This is a genomic window from bacterium SCSIO 12696 (assembly GCA_024397955.1).
Lineage (GTDB): Bacteria > Pseudomonadota > Gammaproteobacteria > Pseudomonadales > Porticoccaceae > SCSIO-12696.
Genome location: CP073744.1, coordinates 2,605,132 through 2,625,517, shown reverse-complemented (window position 1 = coordinate 2,625,517; position 20,386 = coordinate 2,605,132). Strand labels below are relative to the sequence as shown.

The following is a 20,386-nucleotide window of genomic DNA, read 5'->3' as shown; positions in this document are numbered from 1 at the left end:
TTAATCAGTGCGTTACAGCTCGGCAAGGCCACTTACCGAGCTGCTTTCTCATCATGGGTTCAAACATCAAATCGTTTGTTTACAGGCAAATCACGAACCCGCTTGCCGCAGGCGTGAAAGATGGCATTGGTCAGGCTGGCCGCCACAGGGGGAACACCCGGCTCACCGACACCGGAGGGCGGCGCCGCGGAGTCCACAATATAGGTCTTAATCTCCGGGTTTTGATGGATGCGCAGCACCGGGTAATCGTGGAAGTTGGATTGCACGACAGCGCCATCCTTGACTTCGATTTCTCCCATTAAGGCCAGGGACAGGCCAAAAATAATCGACCCTTCCAGCTGTGCATGAACCCGGTCTGGATTGACCACGGTACCGGCATCCATGGCGGCGTGGGATTCCAATACGGTGACTTTATTGCCATCCACCTTCACCTTGGTGGCTACCGCCACGTAAGCCACAAAGCTGCGTTGTACGCTGATGCCCCAACCCTCCCCAGCTGCGGTTTTGGTATTGGCAGCGGATTTTTCCACCACCAGATCGAGCACCGCTTTCAGGCGTTTACTGTCTACCGGGTAGGTATCCAGTGGATCTCCGTAGTTGCTGTATTGGTAGCCCAGATCCACCAGACGATCACTACCGATTAACTGGTGCCACATAGCGTGGGTGGATTTACCGGCGGCCTGGGCCAGTTCATCCACAAACGAACCCTGAGCAAAACCGTGCTGGATATTGCACACCGAGCGCAGCCAGCCAATGCGGATGTGGGCACTGGCTTTGTGGTTTTCACAGGAAAAGTCTTCCAGCGCAAACGGCATATCGGCAAAACTCTGATCCAGTTCCCAGCCCTGGGCATCGTCTACCCCGTCGCTAAACGTAGAACCGATACTCGGAAACGCGGTGCGTTGCACCCAGCCGGAAATACCACCGTCCGAGTCTAAACCCGCCACGTAATGCTGGGTGCTGATGGCGTGGTAATAGCCTTGGCGAATATCATCCTCCCTGCTCCACACCACTTTCACCGGCTTACCGGTTTGTTTTGCCAGCAGAGCCGCTTCTACGGAAAAATCCGGTTTGGATTTGCGACCAAAACCACCCCCAAGCAAGGTGACATTGACTTTGACCTGGGATTTATCGAGGCCCAGAGCGGCAGCCACATTCTGTTGGGTACTTTGAGGCGTTTGGGTACAGGCCCAAACCTCGCAGCGGCCGTCTTGCACACGAGCAGTGGCCGCAGGCGGCTCCATGGGAGCATGCACCAGATAAGGAACGCGATAGCTGGCTTCTACTTTACGGCTGGCATTATCCAGCGCGCTGTAAGCATCACCCTTGGCGCGAATCACCCGGCCTTTGGTCACCATCTTTTCGCCCAGCTGTTTGTTAAAACCCGCCGAGCTGTGGTTTTTATTCGCTCCCAACTGCCACTGAACGTTAAGCGCCTGACGCCCCTGTAGCGCCGCCCAGGTGTTGTCGGCCAATACCGCCACACCATTTAATGGATGAAAAGCCACCGGCTTTGGCTGTTTGGGCATTTCGATAACCTGCTTAACATTGGCCACCGCCAGAGCTGCCTTGCGATCAAAACCTTTTACCGTTGCACCCACCACCGGGGAGCGCTCGATACTGGCGTACAACATGCCGTCCAGGTGCATGTCCTGGCCGTAAGTAGTGTCGCCCGTGAGCATGGCGTCCATATCCACAATCGGTACCGACTTGCCGATCAGCTCAAAATTGCCCGGGGATTTAAACGTCAGTTGGTCTTTAGCTGGGGTGGGTAGACTGGCCGCCCGTTCCGCCAACTCACCAAAGGACAGGGACTTGTTACTGCCTTTCAGGTGTACCGCATTATTTTTGGCGTAGACTTTTGCCGGCTCTACTTTCCACACTTGGGCTGCAGCTTGCTCCAACAGCGTACGAGCGGTAGCCCCCATTTCTCTCAAGGTCGTATAGAAGCGGCGAATAGAGCGGGAACCGTCGGTGTTTTGGCTGCCATAGGCTTCGTCAGCAAGCCCTTGCACCACTTCCACTTTCGCCCAATCGGCGCACAGTTCCTCGGCCACAATTTGCGTGGTGCCAGTGCGAATACCCTGCCCCATTTCGCTGCGATGGCAGACAATATGGACTTTGTCATCACTGCCAATACGCACAAACAGGTTGAGCACATGTTCATCGCCGTGATCTCCGGCCCACACCGGTAATGGCAGTGTTGCCGACAATGGGATCGAGGCCCCCAATAACAAACCGCCCCCCGCCAACCCGGTTTTTTTGAGGAAGTCGCGCCGGCTCAAGCTGGTAACAGCTCTGTTTTTTGTGGATGCACTACTCATGACTCAGCTCCCACATTTTTGGCCGCGGACTTAATGGCCGCTTTAATCCGGGGGTAGGTGCCGCAACGGCAGATATTGCCCTGCATGAAGTTATTAATGGCGTCATCATCCGGATTGGGATTCGATGCCAATAGCGCCGCCGCACTCATCATCTGCCCGGATTGGCAGTAACCACACTGAGGCACATTGTGTTCTTTCCAGGCTTGCTGAACCGGGTGTAGACCAACATCAGTGGCCAGCCCTTCAATGGTAGTAATCGCTTTGCCCGCTACCGCCGACAGTGGCATCACACAGGAGCGAATAGGTTGGCCATCCATATGCACCGTGCAGGCACCACATTGGGCAATGCCGCAACCGAATTTGGTGCCGGTCATGTGCAGTAAATCCCGCAGTGCCCACAGCAGCGGCATATTGGGGTCGGCATCCAGTTCGACAGGTTTGCTATTCACGGTAAATGTCACCATCGTTGCTTGCCTCTGAGGGTTATCAGTTCGAATTTTTTGAGTTTGCACAGCTGTTCAGTTGTTCCGAGGTATCGATATCAATACTGGCGTTTGACAGCTCTACGGCGATCAGGTTTTGGCTGTGCTGCTGCAAAATCGATTTTGCGCCTTTGTCTTCGTTCAGTTGTTTTAGGTCGGCGAAATAACGACGTGGAAAAATCACAGGCGCACCGACTTGGCCCTGATAAAACGCCGCGATCATTTTGTCTGGGTGCTGCTGGGATGCATCCATAAGGCGCTTCAAATCACCGGTCTGTATGGCCACCTGATCCGCCAAGCCAATCAGCACATGACTGGTATCTGCCGGTAATTGTTTGATCGCATCACCAATACTAGCACCTAATCCCTGCTGCCACCGTTTGGCGTGAATCACTGCCACCGTGTCTGCCAGGCTCTGCGCGACAGTAGCAGCCTGGCAGCCCAGTACCAGGCTCACCTGATTGCCTAAGACTTGTTGATACACCGCCAGGCTGCGAGTAACCATAGGCTGGCCACTTACCTCAGCCAATTGCTTGAGGCCACCAAATCGCGAGCCACGGCCGGCAGCCATCAGCAAGGCGCGTAACTTCACTCGCCCCCCTGTGATAACAGACCACTGATGGACAAACCATCTGTGCCTTCCAGTACCGCGTGAATTTCGGCCACCATCGCCAGGGCTATGGATTCCGGCAATTCACCTCCCAGGCGTAAACCGACGGGATTAGCCAAAGGCAGTTTGAGGTCATTTTTGCTCAAGCCTGCCGCTTGCAATACTCGCTCAGTACGATGTGCCGGGCCCAGTAGCCCCAGGTATTTCACCGGGGATTGCTGCAGCAGTTGGATAGCCTGGGCGTCCAGTTCAACGTTGTGGTGCATCACCACAGCGGCGTCAATATCGGCCACGGCACCGTGGCCTGACAACTCCAAATAAGATTGGTGGATAACTTGCTGGGCACCGGGGAAATAGGCGGCCCGTGCATAGCCGGCACGGGGGTCAAACAGGGAAATATGCCAACCCAACGTGGCCGCCAGTTCGACGACCGGGGTTGCATCCACCCCGCCGCCAAAGACCGCCAGGTGAGGCGTTGGCCGCACTTGTTGATACAGCATACTGCTGTCTGCATCCAGCAGCACCTTGCGGTTTGCCAACTGAGGAGCGTCCACGGGCTGTAACACTGCGCTTTCAGGAAAACCTTGAAAGATTTTTTGCCGGTAAATACAAGGCTGGCGCTGTTGCGAATGGCGCTGTAATTCCATCAACTCCAGGTAATTATTGTCCGCACTGACCGGCTGTAACAGAATGCGTACCATGCCCCCACAACCGATGCCCAATTGCCACGAAACATCGGTTTCTTCGCGCATATCGTATTCAATAATGCGGCTATAACCCGTCTCCCAGCAGCGCCGGGCCTGGCGCATAATGTCTGACTCCAGACAGCCACCGCTGAGTAAGCCATGATATTTGCCCAGGCTGTTAATCAACATCATGGCGCCGGCTTTGCGGTAAGAGGAGCCATCGGTGGCAACAATGGTGGCCAGCACCCATTGCAGTGAGTCTTTAGACTCGCTCCATATCGTCAGTATCTGGTTGAGGCGATTTGCCATCACAGGCCCACAGTCACTTGCGCGTATCTATTGTGCTATCCGCCATCAACACGGTTGCCGGCGAGCACTCAGAATTTGCACAGTGTAGTGGTTATAAAGCGATTGGGCGACTATCCGCCAGTTATCGAACAAAAGACGGGTCTATCGCGCCTTTCAGGCAAGCCATCATGTAGGGAAACCCGTCGGTGATGTAATACCCATACACCCCATTTACGGTCATGCCGTTGCACTCATCCAGATCGCCCAAACCCTCCACGTACTCGTAATCATCCCGAAAGGTACCGTCGTAAACCCCACCGGGATTGCCTGCATCACTGGGGCGGGCGCCAGTTTTCAGGCGATAGCTGGATGTAGCCTGACGTACGTTACTGCCATCCTCAAACCAGGTGCCGAAGATGGGGAATCCATCGGCGGCAAAACCCACTACTGGTGACTCGATATTGCTGTCGGCGTGAAACAAGGCATTGGGTGTGCCGTGATAGTGGTAGCTACCGTCCGGTTGGGCATGAGCATTGTGGCTGTCCATAGCGAAGGCACTGCTTTCAAACAATGGGTCGAAACGCCAGGGCTGATCCATATTGTTGCAACCAGTGCGTTCGTCACCCACCTCAAAACAAGCCGCAGCCAACAAGTCAATTTTGACGCCGTTAAGCATCAAGCCGTTGTCTGTACCAATAGCGATGGGCGTTGCCTGCGCGGCAAATTGCGGGTTGGCGGTAATTTCAAAATATTGGCTTTGCTCGGACACGTCGTTGGCAAAACTACGGGTGCCATCGTTAAAGTCATGGTTGGGAATGCCATTGGATTCCAGCACACACTTATCACCGTTAACGCTGATGCTCAGCGCGCCACTGAACAGTGCATCGTTGTTCACGTCCCGCGCTGACGATTGGTAGTTGTTCACGTAATCCGCGCAATTGGCGCTCAGGTTAGTGAGAATAACACCGGTAATATCCACTGGGTCGCTGCTGGGTGGTGTGCCTCCCCCGCTATTCGTACCCTGACGAATAAGCGATGCCTGGTCATCCAGCTCAGTCAAAATAGCGCTTACATCCAACCCGCTGGTAAGCAGGTTGATGGTTTCGTCCGGGTTGTCTTGCAGATCGTACAATTCTTGACTGCCATCAGTGTATTCCACCAATTTGTAACGCTGGTTGCGAATGGCCCAACCGGAAATCTGGTCGCTGTCGAAGTCGGCGTAAATATAATCTTTGGCATTACTATTGGGATCACTCAGTAAACCGGCAAAGCTGACGCTATTGTGAATAGCCGTGGTACTGCTGCCCGCCAGTTCGGTAATGGTGGCGAAAAAATCCACGCTGCTGACCAGCGCCTGTTCCCGCTGGTTCTGCCGGGTGACTCCAGCCCCGGAAACAATCATGGGTACCCGCAATCCCCCTTCGGTCAAACTGCCTTTGGAATCGTTAAAGACCAGCGGATCGGTCACTCGCGCCGGGCTGCCGTTATCACCAATGTAGAGCACAATGGTGTTGTCTCGTTGTTCCTGGCTCATGGAACTCAACAGCCGGCCGATCTCTGAATCCATGGCCTCAATCGCCGCCAGGTAGTAATCCCTGGGATTATTGGCGATGTCTGTTTCCGTCCCAGACAGGTTACGACTGTGCAAGGCTTCCGGGGGCAGGTGGAATGGTGAGTGGGGGGCAACGTATGCCAACCATAAAAACCACGGGGCGTTTTGATCTTGCACCCAGCTGATGGCCTGGTCGGTCAGCTCGGTGGTGTTGTAGTTGGTGGAGGTGCTGGTCTGGCCGTTTATGGTCAGACTCCATTGGTTGTAATCGCTCAACGCCCCTGACAGCAAACCCGCGTAATAAGGCACGCCCATTTCGTTGGGGTGGTCCGGGTCCGCATTGCCGCCATCCAGATGCCATTTGCCAATAATCGCAGACTGGTAATTTGCCGTGGCGGCGTCGTTGGCCAAATAGGACTGCAGGGTAATGGCATCGCTGGGCAGCCGATCGCCAACCGCCGTCACACCGGTGTTCACCCCGTATTTACCAGTGATAATGCTGCTGCGGGTAGTGGTACAGGCGGGGGTCGCCCAGACATTTTCAAACACCAGGCCAGATTCGGCCAGTGAGTTCAGGGTTGGTGTATCTGGCAAATCCAGGCTCAAGTCGTACTGGGCAGAAGAATCCAGGCCCTGGTCATCAGCAATAATCAACAGGATATTCGGTTGTTCCGAATTACCAACGCTGGGAGGTTCCGGCGCTGGCTCAGGTTCAACACCGACAAAACCATCAGTGCCAGTTCCAACAGAACTGCTGCTGGAATCGCCACCACCGCCACAACCAAAGAGTACGGATACCGAAAATACAAGGGAAAATAGACGCCATTTCATCGTGAAGCCACTGTTTAGGAGTTGGCTTCAGTCTAGAAGTGGCCTGTGAAAGTTTGGGTATTGCTGGTGTAAGAGTGCGTAAATTTTACGTAAATTCGGCGCTTACAGATGCACGGCTAGGTACTGCAGTACTTCGACAGGTTGGCGTTTTTCAAAACACCCTTGCAGGTAGTAGGCCATTACCTCCAACGGTGCGTCCTTGTAACCGTAGGTGCCTAACTCGTCGATATAGCGCTGTACAAATTGACGTTCACCCAGTTGACGCCACTGGGCCACATGCACCAATTCATGCACGTGTAATGGCATATTGCTTTCGCAGCTGCGGGCAATGTAGTAGGTATCTTTATAGGTGATGGCGTCGTCTTTCATATCGAGAAATTGATCCAGACCCGGCATTTTCCGCAGCTCAGAAAAATTGGGTTTTGGCACAACATCAACAACGACAAAATACGACGTCGCGAGAAAGTGGCTCGGAAAGTAGCCACTCAGGTGATTGACCAAACTGGAACAGGGCCTGCGCTGCTCCCGATGATGAGTATTAAGCTGGTCAATCCAGCTGTCTATCTGCGCAATCATGCCTCCTCCTGAGGCTTGGGGGGCAGTTAATATAACGCGATGCCCCTCAAAACCCAATCACAGGAAGCACAACGCCCCGGTGTTGCACCGGGGCGACAGAGTGCCATCAAGCGCAGTCAATGCAATACGGTGTGTACGGAATCACTTTGAGCCGCTGTTGGTTAATGGCTTGCTCACAGGATTCACAAAACCCATAGCTGCCATCCGCAAACTTGGCCAGCGCACGGCGAATTTGCGCCAGTTCCAGTTTGGCGTCCTGATCCAGATGCTCCACCACTTCGTTATTGCTGACTTCAACGGCCTGTTCTGCAAAGTCCGCGCTGTAGGGCTCCTCCCGACGATACAAATGCTTGGCGGTGCGCTCAACCAGCTCCTGTAGACGTTCCTGCTCGGCAATCAGTTGCTGTTGAAGTTGTTTGCTGGTGTGCGAGTCCACAAGTCACCTCCCCTTTTAATACTGGTCGCTCAGATAGCGAATCAAGTCGGTGCTGGTAACAATGCCAGCCAATTCACCAGCTTCGTTCACAATTGGCAGGGAGTGGAATTCACCACTGCCCAAGACCTCTGCCGCATCGCGCACGGTCTGTCCAGTAGTAATGGTGGCCAAGTTGGTGGACATCACGCCTTCGAGGGTGAACTGTTGGTCAATCACCGCCTGCAAGGTGTGAGCATCAACTCCTTCCAGAGCCAGGTTGAGTTTCATAATGTCGGTAAAACTCACCAGGCCCACCAGCTTTTTGCCATCCAAAACCGGCACGTGGTGAATGTTGTGGTTGCCTATAAGGCAGTACACATCACTCAGTGGTTGGCCCTGCTGAACAGTAGCCACCTCAGTCGCCATAATATGAGCGATCGGATCATTTTTTCTCATCGGGAGTCTCCGGTTAATTAGCTGATCTCAGACTAGCACCAGCCTCGAATGCCCCAGATGATTTCTGTCAATTGATAAGCCTGTTTTCCGGCCACAAAAAAGCCCCACCTGAATAGGCGAGGCTTAAAAAATAAAACAGCCAATAGAAGCGGTTACAGCCGCTCAATGGCGATGGCAGTGGCCTCTCCCCCGCCTATGCACAACGAGGCAACCCCTTTGCTTTTACCATGGGTTTGCAGTGCGCCCAGCAAAGTAACAATGATGCGTGCACCACTGGCACCCAGAGGGTGGCCCAGGGCAGTGGCACCACCGTGAATATTGACTTTGTGGTGAGGAATATTCAGCTCTTGCATGGCCGCCATACTGACTACCGCAAATGCTTCATTCACTTCAAACAGGTCAACATCGTCTACTGACCAATCCAAATTGCTCAGCAGTTTCTGCATCGCCCCCACCGGAGCCGTGGTAAACCATTCCGGCTCCTGGGCATACTGGCTACTGCCACGAATAGCGGCGATGGGTTTAAGGCCGCGTTCCAGTGCTTCGCTCTGACGTATCAGCACCAAGGCGGCAGCACCATCGGAAATCGAGCTGGCATTGGCCGGGGTGATGGTGCCGTCTTTTTTGAACGCCGGCTTCAACGCGGGGATCTTGTCTGGCCGGGCCTTACCCGGCTGCTCATCCGTATCCACCACCCGATCGCCTTTGCGAGTTTTCACCGTCACCGGGGCAATTTCGTTATTGAAATGCCCGGCCTCAATGGCTGCATTGGCACGGCGCAAAGACTCAATGGCATAGTCGTCTTGCTGCTGGCGGGTAAATTGGTATTTATCGGCGCAGGATTCACCAAAAGCGCCCATCAAACCACCGGCATAGGCATCCTGCAGGCCGTCGTAAAACATGTGATCCAGCAGTTCGCCATGCCCCAAACGCTGGCCACCGCGAGCTTTGGGCAGCATATAAGGAGCGTTGGTCATGCTTTCCATGCCCCCGGCCACAATCACCTCGGCGTTGCCCGATTGCAGCTCAGAGGCCGCCATCATTACCGTCTTCATGCCGGAACCACAGACTTTATTCACGGTGCTGCATGGCACTTGTTTGGGCAAACCAGCAGCCATTGCCGCCTGACGTGCAGGTGCTTGCCCAAGTCCAGCGGGCAACACACAGCCCATCAGCACTTCATCCACCTGATCGGGTTGCAAGCCAGAGCGTTCCAGGGCTGCGCGAATGGCTGTCGCCCCCAATTCAGTAGCAGAAACCGCACTAAAATCCCCCTGGAATCCACCCATGGGCGTACGTGCCATACCAACGATTACAATCGGGTCACTCATAGCCATCACCTCAACAATGCATTGCTGTATTTATTGACAGGCCTGAGTATAAAACGTGCCAGGAAGGAATTCTTGGTGCCAGCAGCCGAACCACTGGCAAAGGGTTTTAGAATGGATGTCAGGAAGTGTTTACAGGCTTGCCGGCAAGCTACTTAACCACTCGCAAAGTGGGCCGGGACCCACCGGGGCCAGCTGGCGGCGGGGTGTCATCATCGTCCCCAGCACCACCCTGAACCGGCGCCAACGCTACCGCAGGCTCTTCGCGCTGGAAAACCATACCCTGACCATTTTCTCGGGCGTAGATGCCCAGGATGGACTCTACCGGCAAACGAATGTCCGTGGGTACGCCACCAAAGCGAGTACTGAATTGAATTTGTTGGTTTTCCAGGGAAAAGCCAGCGATGGCCCTGGGAGACAAGTTAAGCACGATTTGACCATCGTTTACGTGCTGCTGAGGCACTTCAACGCCATCAAAATAGGCATCCACCACCACATAGGGCGTGCAATCGTTGTCTACGATCCAGTCGTAAAAGGCCCTGATAAGGTAGGGCCGGTTGGAGGTCATGGACATCGCTTATTCCTTTCCCCGGTAACGGCACTCAGGGGCGCATTTCCCGCTCAATTTCGGACAGGCTCTGCAGTACTGATGGACGCTCAAAAATACGCTGCATATAAGCGTGCAGTGGTTTCACTTGCTTGGTGTTAGGCAGTGCGATACCCAACCAGTTCAAACGCCACAAGATAGGCGCCAGACAGCAGTCCACCAGTGAAAACTCTTCACTCATAAAATACGGGGTTTCCGCAAAGATTGGCGCAATGGACACCAGTTCATCACGCAGCTGCTTGCGGGCCACATCGGCTTCTTTGCTGGAACCTTTTGAGGTAATTACGTCCACCAGCTCACACCAATCACGCTCAATGCGATACATAAACTGCCGGTTGAGAGCCCGGGCAACGGGGTATGCAGGCAATAGTGGTGGGTGAGGAAAACGTTCGTCCAGATATTCCATCATCACCTTGGATTCGTACAACGCCAAGTCGCGATCCACCAAGGTTGGCACTGAGTTGTAGGGGCTTACTTCCGCCAGTTCTTCTGGCGGGTTGGCTGGGTCTACAGTTTCTATATCAACAGTGACACCCTTTTCGGCGAGAACAATACGCACCCGGTGACAGTAATGACATTGCGGGTCGGAAAAAAATGTCATTGAAGATCGCTTAGCGACAACCCCCATGGGGAACCCCTTTTTTCAGTCAAGTTTTTCAGTCAACACTTGTGGGCAAAAGCACCCCACAAAAACAACAAAAGCCGCCCCAAGTGGAGCGGCCGGTAATTCATCAGCAATTAATGGATGTCTTTCCAGTACTCGCGGTTCAACAGCCACACCCAGATAAACAGGAACGACAAAAACAGCAGTACGTAAACACCAATACTTTCACGCTTCTCGGCAATGGGCTCGGCAACGTATTTCAAAAAGTTAACCAAGTCATACATCGCCTGGTCGAACTCGCCTTGAGTCATGGTGCCTTTTTCGGTGATTTTGTAGTCGCCACACGGGTTATCCTTCAGCGGCTCGCCAGTGAGCGGGTCTGTTTTCACATGGCCGTGATCGTCCAGCGACGGCCCTGGCGCGCACTCTTGAAGACCTTGAAGTTCCATCAGAACATGGGGCATACCCACGTCTTTAAATACCTTGTTGTTCACTCCAAGAGGACGATTGTCGTCTTTGTAGAAATGACGCAGGTAAGTGTACAACCACTCGGGATTGCGAGCACGAGCAACCAGTGTCAGGTCTGGCGGAGTCGCACCGAACCAAGCCTTGGCTTTGCGCGGCGGCATGGAAATTTCCATCAAGTCGCCGATTTTGCCATCGTGAAATACCAGGTTATCCAATACAACATTGTGTGGCATATCCAGGTCGTCGGCGACACGCTCGTAACGGGAGTACTTAGCGGAGTGACAGCCCATGCAGTAGTTGGCAAACAGCTGCACACCGCGCTGGCGAGATTCCTGCTCCAGGCGCTTCAGGTCACCCTTTGTGAACTTTCCCGTGGCTTCGGCCACCGCCGGGTTCACAAATGGGTCGCAATCAATAGTGCCACAGGCTTTACCACCAGCAGCCCCGGAGGCTTTCAGCGGCAGAATCACCAGAATCAGCATTACAATCAGCGCCAGCATGGAGCGCCAGAAGCCCATACCGCCGTCCATAGTAACGCGAGCAGGTTCAGGCTTAAGCACATCTTTGTCCAGCAGCCATGGCAGCAAGGCAAAGAAAGCGCCCAAAGCAAAGCCATACAATCTCAGGCCCACAGAAATACCGGAGTCTTCAGCACCAAGACCAGTGGCCGACAACGCAAAGAAGAACGCTGCTGTACCCCAGAACAACACCAGTCGCAGTACTCGCCCACCAACATCCTTATTGGTCCACATGGGCATCAGGAAGAAGAAGGCGAAGTAGAGAACGGTAGTCAGCTGGGCCAACAGGTTACGGCCAGCGGTAGGCGCTTTTACACCCAAGTAGCCGAGAATAATGAAGTTGGCGGCAAACAGCAGAATCATCAAGCCGGGGATCTTGCCTTTATAACGGAACGACCTTGCCTTGCTCTTATCCAACCATGGCAATACAAACAGAACCGCTACACCGGCACCCATGCAGATAAAACCACCGAGCTTATCAGGCACTGCGCGCAGCATGGAGTAGAACGGTGTGAAGTACCAAACCGGAGCAATGTGCTCAGGGGTCTTCAGGGCATTTGCCTCTTCAAAGTTTGCGTACTCCAAGAAGAACCCCCCCATTTCCGGGGCAAAGAAGCAAATAAACGCAAACACAAAGAAGAACACCACCACCGGCACCAGATCGTGCACCGTGAAATAAGGGTGGAATGGAATGCCATCCAACGGCTTGCCGTTTTCGTCTTTGTTCTTCTTGATCTCAACACCATCCGGGTTGTTGGAACCCACTTCGTGCAGAGCAAAGATGTGCATCACCACCAAGCCCAACAGAACCAGCGGCAGAGCGACCACGTGCAGGGCAAAGAAGCGGTTGAGAGTGGCACCGGAAATCAGGAAGTCACCACGTACCCATTCCACCAGGCCCTCGCCAACATGGGGTATCGCACCAAACAGGGACACAATTACCTGGGCACCCCAGTAGGACATTTGCCCCCAAGGCAGAACGTAACCCATAATAGCTTCAGCCATCAGCACCAGATAGATAGCCATACCGAATATCCACACCAGCTCGCGAGGCGCCTTATAAGAGCCATAGATCAAGCCGCGGAACATATGCAGGTACACCACCACAAAGAACATCGAAGCACCGGTGGAGTGCATGTAGCGAATCAGCCAGCCCCAGTCCACATCACGCATGATGTATTCCACAGAGGCAAATGCATCTTCGGCGGTTGGCGAGTACTGCATGGTCAGCCAGATGCCGGTCAGGATCTGATTCACCAGTACCAGCAGGGAGAGAACCCCAAAGAAGTACCAGAAGTTGAAGTTCTTGGGCGCGTAGTACTGCGCCATATGCTTGTTCCACTCCACCTGGAGCATTGGCATACGGGAATCAATCCACTCGCCAAATTGGGCCAGTTTACTCATTATGCGGCCTCCTGATCTTCGCCAACTACGAGAATGTCACCCTCAAAGCGATGCGGGGGGACTTCCAGGTTGATAGGGGCTGGAACGCCTTGGAAGACGCGACCCGCCAAATCAAACTGGGAACCGTGGCAAGGGCAGAAGAAGCCACCTTGCCAATCTGCGTTAAATGGCATCGGCCCAACCTGAGGTTGAAACTGAGGCGCACAACCCAAGTGGGTACAAAGGCCAACCAGCACCAAAAACTCGGGTTTGATAGAACGATTAAAGGGGTCTACATAAGCAGGCTGCTTGGACTGCTCAGAGTTGGGGTCGCGAACACGATCCTTGGTTTTTTGCAGCGATTCCAGTACCGCTTCGGTACGACGCACCACATACACCGGTTTGCCTCGCCATTCCACGGTCATCATCTGACCGGGCTCAAGCTTGCCAATGTTGGCCTTAACCGGCGCACCAGCAGCTTTTGCTTTCGCACTGGGAGCCCAAGAACCCACAAATGGCACGGCGGCAAAACCAGCACCAACAGCACCTGTTACACAGGCGCCCCCTATCAAAAAACGACGTCTGTCGTGATTGACACCGTCATCGCTCATGACGCTTCCCCTTAATATGTTATTACTCAGTTTGGTACCAGCGAGAGAGTCTTAATTGCGCAAACCCAACAGGGCCGAGCAAATAGCGGGCAATAGTAAAGAAAAGTGCTATTTTTAGCAATATAGCCCTTGGAGTGGTAGGGGTAATTAATTGATTTAATTGATGAAAGTCAGGTGAAAAAATTATTCACCCGCTTGGCTTGGCTAGACGAAAGCTGGACACTTCGAATCGAATGTAAAATCCACCCATAAAAAACCAAAAAGCCCAGGCGATACCTGGGCTTTTTGAGTCTGCATCGCAGCGTGCAATTAACGCTTGGAGAACTGCGGACGCTTACGGGCTTTGTGCAGGCCGACTTTCTTACGCTCAACTTCACGAGCATCGCGAGTCAAGAAGCCAGCGGCACGCAGTGGGCCACGCAGGTTTTCGTCGTATTGCAGCAGAGCGCGAGACAGGCCGTGGCGAATTGCGCCCGCCTGACCAAAGCTGCCACCGCCTTTGACGGTAATTTTCAAATCGAACTGATCCACCATTTCCACTGTTTCCAGCGGTTGGCGAACGATCATACGCGCCACTTCACGGCCAAAGTACTGGTCGATAGTGCGATTGTTAATGGTGATGGTGCCGCTACCTTTGCTGATGAAAACACGAGCAGAGGAGGTTTTGCGACGACCGGTACCGTAAAATTGGTTGTCTGCCATAATAAATCGTCCGTTAGATATTCAGTTCTTGTGGCTGCTGAGCGGCGTGCGGGTGCTCACTGCCAGCATAGATTTTCAGCTTTTTGAACATCGCGCGACCCAGAGGACCCTTGGGCAGCATGCCTTTAACGGCATTTTGCAGAGTGCGCTCAGGAGCTTTGTCGATCAATTTTTCAAAGCTGATGGACTTCAAGCCACCGGGGTAGCCGGTATGGCTGTGATAAATTTTGTCTTTCGCTTTGTTGCCAGTCACGCGGATCTTTTCCACATTGGTAACAACAATATAGTCGCCGGTATCCACGTGCGGAGTGTACTCCGGCTTGTGTTTACCGCGCAGACGGGTAGCGATCTCGGCAGCCAAGCGACCGAGAGTCTTGTCTGTGGCGTCAACCAGATACCAGTCGCGCTGCACAGATTCAGGTTTGGCACTAAAAGTTTTCATTGTTTCCTGCCTATTGGCGTTCAGCCTTTGGGGTTTGAGTTCGGGGCTCGTCCCAAAAAAGAGCGCGAATACTACCTAAGTGAGAGGGGCATTTCAACTGGTTTCGAAGTGTTTTTTAAGTGGAAATGATCGCAGTGGCGGTCAGTAGCTTGTAGCGCTTTTCCAGACACGCTGTAAATACTTCCCTGCACACTCCTTGGACGCTATCCCTGCGGCCAAAGGCCTGAAAAAGCGCTACCAGCCACTGAGCTTCAAATCACACTCAGTCCAGCCACGGCCTTGCGCATGAATCTGGTGTGACTTGTTGTGACCGCCGCCAGCAGGGATGCTGGCGACGAGCTTACAGGGAGGTATTTACAGCGTGTGACAACAAGTCATACCGGATTTATGCCTGCCACCAATTATGGTCTATGAGCCCTGGCCAAATACTCGTGGGATTGCATTTCCAATAGCCTGGAGCGGGTGCGCTGAAACACAAAATCCAGATTGCCACCGGCATAGATATCTTCCAGTGGCACTGCCGCCGACATCACCAACTTGACGTTGCGGTCGTAGAATTCATCCACCATATTAATGAAACGGCGTGCTTGGTCGTCATTTTCACGGCCCATTTGCGGCACATCCCCCACCAATACCGCGTGAAACTCGCGAGCTATCTCAATATAGTCGTTCTGGCTGCGGGGGCCGTCGCAGATCGCTAAAAAATCAAACCAAACCACATCTTCGGCAATAAAGCGGGTGGCTATATTTCGGCCCTCCACCTCAAGTGGTTCGGCTTCGCACACTTCTTCTATAGCCGGCACCAAATCGGTAAACGCGGACTTAAGCGCAACTTCTGCTCCTTCATCCAGGGGCGAATGATAGAGTTCGGCACGGGTCAGGGCCCGCAGGCGGTAATCCACACCACCATCGACATTCACCACCTCAGTGTGCTCATTCAGCAATTTAATAGCAGGCAGAAAGCGCGCCCGCTGCAAGCCGTTTTCATACAGACCGTCTGGCACAATATTGGACGTAGCAACCAGAGCAACACCGCGTTTGAACAGCAGCTCTAACAATGTGCCAAGTATCATGGCATCGGTGATGTCAGAGACGAAAAACTCATCGAAACAGAGCACCCGGGCCTCACTGGCAATGCGATCAGCCACCTTTTCCAGTGGATTCTTGACACCATCCAGTTGCTTTAACTCTTGATGCACCAAGCGCATAAACCGATGGAAGTGAGAGCGCATCTTTGACTTAAAGGGCAAACTTTCATAAAAGTTGTCCATCAAATAGGTTTTTCCGCGGCCCACCCCACCCCAAAAGTAGAGCCCTCGCTGCACCTTTATCGCCCCATTGCGCCGAGGCAGTCCAGACACCAGCCGCGCCAAACGGCCACGGCCCTCCTCTGAACGCCACTCGTCCACCAGGCGCTCGTAGAGGTCTTGTAGCTTTTCCACCGCCAGCTGCTGAGCGGGATCACGGGTAAACCCGGGGCGCTTCAGGTCATTCTGATAACGCTCCATAGGGGTTGGATTCATGAACGGCATCTCCCCTTCAAGAGACAAAAAAACATTGATTCGATTAGGCCGATCCGACACACTCTATGAGTTGGCAAACAGCCAGTTAATTGCACCGGAGCTTCCAGACGCAGGAGTATACCCTTGAGTACCACGATTGTTATAACCGCCTTAATCTGCCTATTGGTAGGCGCTGCTATTGGATTACTGCTGTCACGCATGACCAGCCCAGAGCAGCAAAAGGTGCGCGACCTGGAAAGCAAACTCCAGCAAGCTGAAAACAGCCTCAAGGATTACCAAGAGGAAGTGACCGAGCATTTTATTCAAACTTCCGGGCTGATCAACAACCTGACCCAAAGCTATAAGGCCGTGCACGAGCATATGGCCAGCAGCGCCATGCACCTGGCCAACCCGGACATCAGTCGCCAACTGGTTAACGCCGGCACTGGCAAGCTCACCGACAACAGCAGCGATGATGCGATTTCAGAAGTACCCCCTGAGCCCCCCAAAGATTACGCCCCCAAGGCACCAGGCGGTGTACTCAGTGAAGAATACGGCCTCAAAGAAGATTATGGCATTGAAGCTCGTCCAGGCCACCAGGTGGCCAATGATGAAGACGACAGCGAGGACGACCCAACCCTGAAAGCGGTTTAATCCGCAACAGGCCCGGGTTCAGCCGCCATGAAATCCCGCCTGCTCAACTTTCTCGGTTGGCCTGTGGCCGCCGGCATTGCCGCTGCCGGGGTTATTCTGATTTTTCAGGCACTGAAGCCAGATGCAGAACACCCAATAGGTCTGAATGGGCCAGTTTCTTACGCCGACGCAGTGCGCCGTGCCGCTCCCTCCGTGGTCAATATTTATAGCCGACGACAAGTCATCCAACGCTCCCGCCACCCACTTCTCGATGACCCGGTGTTGCGCCAATTGACCAATGCGGTAACACCGCGCACCCGCGAGGCCATTGGCCTCGGCTCAGGGGTTATCCTCAGCAATGACGGCCATATTCTGACCAACCTCCATGTGGTGGCCGGTGCCAGCGAGATCAGCGTTCAACTTCAAGATGGCCGTACTGCGGTTGCCGAGGTAGTGGGCTCTGACAAGTTCACGGATTTAACCGTACTCAAAATCGACCTGGAAAATCTGACTCCCGTAGAAACGGTTGATTCGATGGGTGCAGAGGTGGGGCAAGTAGTGCTCGCCATTGGCAACCCTCACGGCGTTGGACAAACGGTCACCCAGGGCATTATCAGCGCTATCGGCCAAAAGGAATTTGGCAACAATCAATATCGCGAGAGCATTCAAACAGATGCCGCCATTAACCCGGGCAATTCCGGCGGTGCTCTGGTGGATGCCTACGGCAGGCTACTGGGCATCAATAACGCCACCCTCAGCGGTGCCGCCGTAGACAACCAGGGTAATCGCATCAGCAACGGGCAAAACCGCGAAGGCGGCGACCCCAGCTACGGTATCAGTTTCGCCATACCCACCAATACCGCTCTAAAAGTACTGCACGACATTCGCGAGTACGGCCAAGTACTGCGAGGGTTTATAGGCAATATTGGCATTGAAACACTGAACAGTCGCCAACTCGGGCTATTGGGATTTGAGTACAAAGCTGGGCTTTTGGTGACCGATGTGGGTATTGGCCCAGCCAGCAGCGCGGGATTATTGTCTGGCGACATTATCATTGGCATCAACAGCCAGCGACGCACAGACCGCGCGTACATTTCGCAACTGATGTTTGGCCTGGCCCCTGGAGAAAAACTGAGCTTTGAAATTGTGCGTGGCGGACAAGAGCTGACCCTGGACATCGTTGCCACAGTGGCTCCCTCCATTCGGCGTTAGACGAAGCCCAGAAACGTCACTCCTGGGTGTAAACCACCTCAATGTCGTAATCGTCATCATCCCAGTCATCGTCATCATCCTGATCCACTTGACCGCGACGCCGCGCTTCACGCAACTGTTCAATGCGCTCCCGCGCCTCCTGTTGCATCTGCTCGCGACGCTGGGACTCCTGCTCAGCAAGTTCCGGGTTGGCGGCCTCCGCCTCCCAGCACTCGGACAGGTAGTCCATAATATCGCGACACAGATCCCCAGTGCCTTGCTGGGAGATCGCCGCGATCGAAAACACGGGTCCTTGCCAGTCCAGCGCATCCAGCAATTCCTGGCAACGAGTGTCACGCTCATCTTCAGGCAACAGATCCATCTTGTTAAGCACCAACCAGCGATCACGTTCTGCCAATGTGGGGCTAAAGCCGGCAAGTTCTTGCTCAATAGTGGCCACATTCTCCGCCGGCGTAGTGCCATCGTAGGGCATCATATCGACGATATGCAGCAGCAAACGGGTTCGAGTCAGGTGTTTGAGGAAGCGAATCCCCAAGCCTGCCCCCTCCGAAGCACCGCCGATCAGCCCAGGTACATCCGCCACCACAAAACTGCGATGACCATCCATACCCACCACCCCTAAATTAGGGACCAGAGTCGTAAATGGGTAATTGGCCACTTTGGGACGAGCAGCAGAGACCGCGCGGATAAAACTGGATTTCCCGGCATTGGGCAAACCCAGCAAGCCCACATCCGCGAGCACCTTCAACTCCAGCTTGAGGTTGCGAACCTCTCCTTCCTTGCCCGGCGTGGTCTGCCTGGGCGCGCGATTGGTGCTGGATTTAAAGCGGGCATTGCCAATGCCATGCCAGCCACCTTGAGCCACCATCAAACGCTGCCCAGGCTCGGTGAGATCCCCCAAGGTTTCTTCGGTATCCACATCAATGGCGGTGGTGCCTACCGGCACCTTCAGCACCAAGTCTTCGCCTTTACGACCCGTGCAGTTAGCACCACTGCCCTGTTTGCCACTCTCTGCGTTGTAGCTACGGGTATAGCGGTAGTCCACCAGCGTGTTGAGGTTTTCATCCGCCTCCAGATATACGGAGCCACCATCGCCACCGTCACCGCCATCTGGCCCACCACGAGGGATAAATTTTTCACGGCGAAAACTCAGGCAGCCATTGCCACCTTTACCCGCCTGAACCCGAATGGGCGCTTCATCGACAAACTTCATCGTCTTGCAAACCGTAAAATAGAATAATAAGCATACGCCAAAGGCACAAAAAAAGCCCCGTAAAGGGGCTTTTTATAGTAGAGAAGTGTAAGCCCTGATCAGGCAGTCACAACTTCTACATACTTGCGATTCTTGTCGCCACGAGTGGTGAACTGCACTTTGCCATCGGCTTTTGCGAACAAAGTGTGGTCGCGACCCATGCCAACATTGTCACCAGCGTGGAACTTGGTGCCACGCTGACGAAGAATGATGCTGCCCGCAGAGATTTCTTCGCCGCCAAAGCGCTTCACACCCAGGCGTTTACTTTCTGAATCCCGTCCGTTACGAGTACTACCACCAGCTTTCTTGTGAGCCATGATCCAGTCTCCTAAAACCTTAAATTAACCAGCACTGATGCCGGTGATTTTCACTTCGGTGAACCACTGACGGTGGCCCATTTGCTTGCGGTGGTGCTTGCGACGCTTGAACTTAATAATGCTCACTTTGTCACCACGACCGTGAGCCAAAACCTCTGCACTCACCTTAGCACCGTCTACCACAGGGGCACCGATGTTGATATTTTCGCCGTCGGCAACCATCAACACCTGGTCGAAGTCGATGTTTTCACCAGTGGCCACTTCCAATTTTTCCAGGCGAAGGGTTTCACCCTCCTGGACGCGATGTTGCTTACCACCGCTTGCGATAACCGCGTACATAATCTGCTCCAGATTTTATGCATATGGGCCAGCTTAATTCACGCTCTTGTCTATTACCTATTTACTACCCATAAGTAAGCAAGAAAGTCGTCTTAAAAGCCGAGCCCCAGATTCGAGGGCGGCAATTGTACGGAAATCACCCCTGAGCCGCAAGAGCAAATTTGAGGTTATTTGCAGCTATCATTTACCGCTATTACAGCACCTTGGGACGCTTGACACCTCCTATAGTGCCACCTAGCATTCCAGCC

The 20,386-nt window shown here is 53.7% G+C and carries 21 protein-coding genes; 2 read left to right on the top strand and 19 right to left on the bottom strand.

The genetic code is table 11. The features are described 5' to 3' along the window. Positions 1-59: 59 nt before the first annotated feature. From KFE80_12085 to KFE80_12010, 16 genes are all read right to left on the bottom strand, one after another. Positions 60-2,324: a xanthine dehydrogenase family protein molybdopterin-binding subunit gene (locus KFE80_12085; protein ID UTW45094.1), complete on the bottom strand. Its 2,265-nt coding sequence runs from the start codon at positions 2,322-2,324 to the stop codon at positions 60-62. Continuing rightward, positions 2,321-2,788, bottom strand: coding sequence for a (2Fe-2S)-binding protein (locus tag KFE80_12080; protein UTW45093.1), 468 nt, complete (start codon positions 2,786-2,788; stop codon positions 2,321-2,323). Before KFE80_12080 ends, KFE80_12085 begins: the two co-directional genes overlap by 4 nt. A 22-nt stretch (positions 2,789-2,810) precedes the next feature. Continuing rightward, positions 2,811-3,398: a nucleotidyltransferase family protein gene (locus KFE80_12075; protein ID UTW45092.1), complete on the bottom strand. Its 588-nt coding sequence runs from the start codon at positions 3,396-3,398 to the stop codon at positions 2,811-2,813. Then, positions 3,395-4,411 carry an XdhC family protein gene (locus KFE80_12070; GenBank protein ID UTW45091.1) on the bottom strand — a complete coding sequence of 339 codons (1,017 nt, stop codon included), beginning with the start codon at positions 4,409-4,411 and terminating at the stop codon, positions 3,395-3,397. Before KFE80_12070 ends, KFE80_12075 begins: the two co-directional genes overlap by 4 nt. Positions 4,412-4,532: 121 nt before the next feature. Beyond that, positions 4,533-6,773, bottom strand: a complete 2,241-nt coding sequence (locus KFE80_12065; GenBank protein UTW45090.1) for a sulfatase-like hydrolase/transferase — start codon at positions 6,771-6,773, stop codon at positions 4,533-4,535. Positions 6,774-6,875: 102 nt separating this feature from the next. Continuing rightward, entirely contained in the window at positions 6,876-7,349 is a 474-nt protein-coding gene (locus KFE80_12060; protein ID UTW45089.1) for a hypothetical protein, read from the bottom strand. Between the two features lie 106 nt (positions 7,350-7,455). Further along, a complete protein-coding gene (locus KFE80_12055) occupies positions 7,456-7,785 on the bottom strand; it encodes a TraR/DksA family transcriptional regulator (GenBank protein ID UTW45088.1) in 330 nt (109 codons plus the stop codon). 15 nt (positions 7,786-7,800) lie between these two features. Further along, a complete protein-coding gene (locus KFE80_12050; GenBank protein ID UTW45087.1) occupies positions 7,801-8,220 on the bottom strand; it encodes a CBS domain-containing protein in 420 nt (139 codons plus the stop codon). Between the two features lie 152 nt (positions 8,221-8,372). Continuing rightward, the gene (locus KFE80_12045) at positions 8,373-9,551 is read right to left on the bottom strand and encodes an acetyl-CoA C-acyltransferase (protein ID UTW45086.1); all 1,179 of its coding nucleotides are present in this window, start codon (positions 9,549-9,551) and stop codon (positions 8,373-8,375) included. A 148-nt stretch (positions 9,552-9,699) separates the two neighbouring features. After that, positions 9,700-10,122, bottom strand: coding sequence for a ClpXP protease specificity-enhancing factor (locus KFE80_12040; protein ID UTW45085.1), 423 nt, complete (start codon positions 10,120-10,122; stop codon positions 9,700-9,702). Positions 10,123-10,150: 28 nt separating this feature from the next. Beyond that, positions 10,151-10,783, bottom strand: coding sequence for a glutathione S-transferase N-terminal domain-containing protein (locus tag KFE80_12035; GenBank protein UTW45084.1), 633 nt, complete (start codon positions 10,781-10,783; stop codon positions 10,151-10,153). A gap of 110 nt (positions 10,784-10,893) precedes the next feature. After that, positions 10,894-13,149: a ubiquinol-cytochrome c reductase gene (locus KFE80_12030; GenBank protein UTW45083.1), complete on the bottom strand. Its 2,256-nt coding sequence runs from the start codon at positions 13,147-13,149 to the stop codon at positions 10,894-10,896. Further along, positions 13,149-13,739, bottom strand: coding sequence for a ubiquinol-cytochrome c reductase iron-sulfur subunit (gene petA, locus KFE80_12025; GenBank protein ID UTW45082.1), 591 nt, complete (start codon positions 13,737-13,739; stop codon positions 13,149-13,151). The genes KFE80_12030 and petA overlap by 1 nt, the downstream gene beginning before the upstream one ends. Before the next feature lie 309 nt (positions 13,740-14,048). Beyond that, a complete protein-coding gene (rpsI, locus tag KFE80_12020; protein ID UTW45081.1) occupies positions 14,049-14,441 on the bottom strand; it encodes a 30S ribosomal protein S9 in 393 nt (130 codons plus the stop codon). Between the two features lie 13 nt (positions 14,442-14,454). Then, on the bottom strand, positions 14,455-14,883 hold the full coding sequence (rplM, locus tag KFE80_12015; GenBank protein UTW45080.1) for a 50S ribosomal protein L13: 429 nt from the start codon (positions 14,881-14,883) through the stop codon (positions 14,455-14,457). A gap of 401 nt (positions 14,884-15,284) precedes the next feature. Then, positions 15,285-16,406, bottom strand: coding sequence for an AFG1 family ATPase (locus KFE80_12010; protein UTW45079.1), 1,122 nt, complete (start codon positions 16,404-16,406; stop codon positions 15,285-15,287). Positions 16,407-16,523: 117 nt separating this feature from the next. Here KFE80_12010 and KFE80_12005 point away from each other — a divergent pair, with 117 nt between their 5' ends. Both KFE80_12005 and KFE80_12000 read left to right on the top strand, forming a co-directional pair. Then, a complete protein-coding gene (locus tag KFE80_12005; protein UTW46720.1) occupies positions 16,524-17,039 on the top strand; it encodes a YhcB family protein in 516 nt (171 codons plus the stop codon). Between the two features lie 27 nt (positions 17,040-17,066). Further along, positions 17,067-18,230 (top strand): trypsin-like peptidase domain-containing protein, encoded by a 1,164-nt coding sequence (locus tag KFE80_12000; GenBank protein ID UTW45078.1) that lies wholly within the window; start codon positions 17,067-17,069, stop codon positions 18,228-18,230. 16 nt (positions 18,231-18,246) lie between these two features. On the opposite strand, the gene cgtA is transcribed toward KFE80_12000, so the two are convergent. From cgtA to rplU, 3 genes are all read right to left on the bottom strand, one after another. Beyond that, positions 18,247-19,443 (bottom strand): Obg family GTPase CgtA, encoded by a 1,197-nt coding sequence (gene cgtA, locus KFE80_11995; GenBank protein UTW45077.1) that lies wholly within the window; start codon positions 19,441-19,443, stop codon positions 18,247-18,249. A gap of 98 nt (positions 19,444-19,541) precedes the next feature. Then, positions 19,542-19,799, bottom strand: a complete 258-nt coding sequence (rpmA, locus tag KFE80_11990; GenBank protein ID UTW45076.1) for a 50S ribosomal protein L27 — start codon at positions 19,797-19,799, stop codon at positions 19,542-19,544. A 24-nt stretch (positions 19,800-19,823) separates the two neighbouring features. Then, entirely contained in the window at positions 19,824-20,138 is a 315-nt protein-coding gene (gene rplU, locus KFE80_11985) for a 50S ribosomal protein L21 (GenBank protein ID UTW45075.1), read from the bottom strand. Positions 20,139-20,386: the final 248 nt, after the last annotated feature.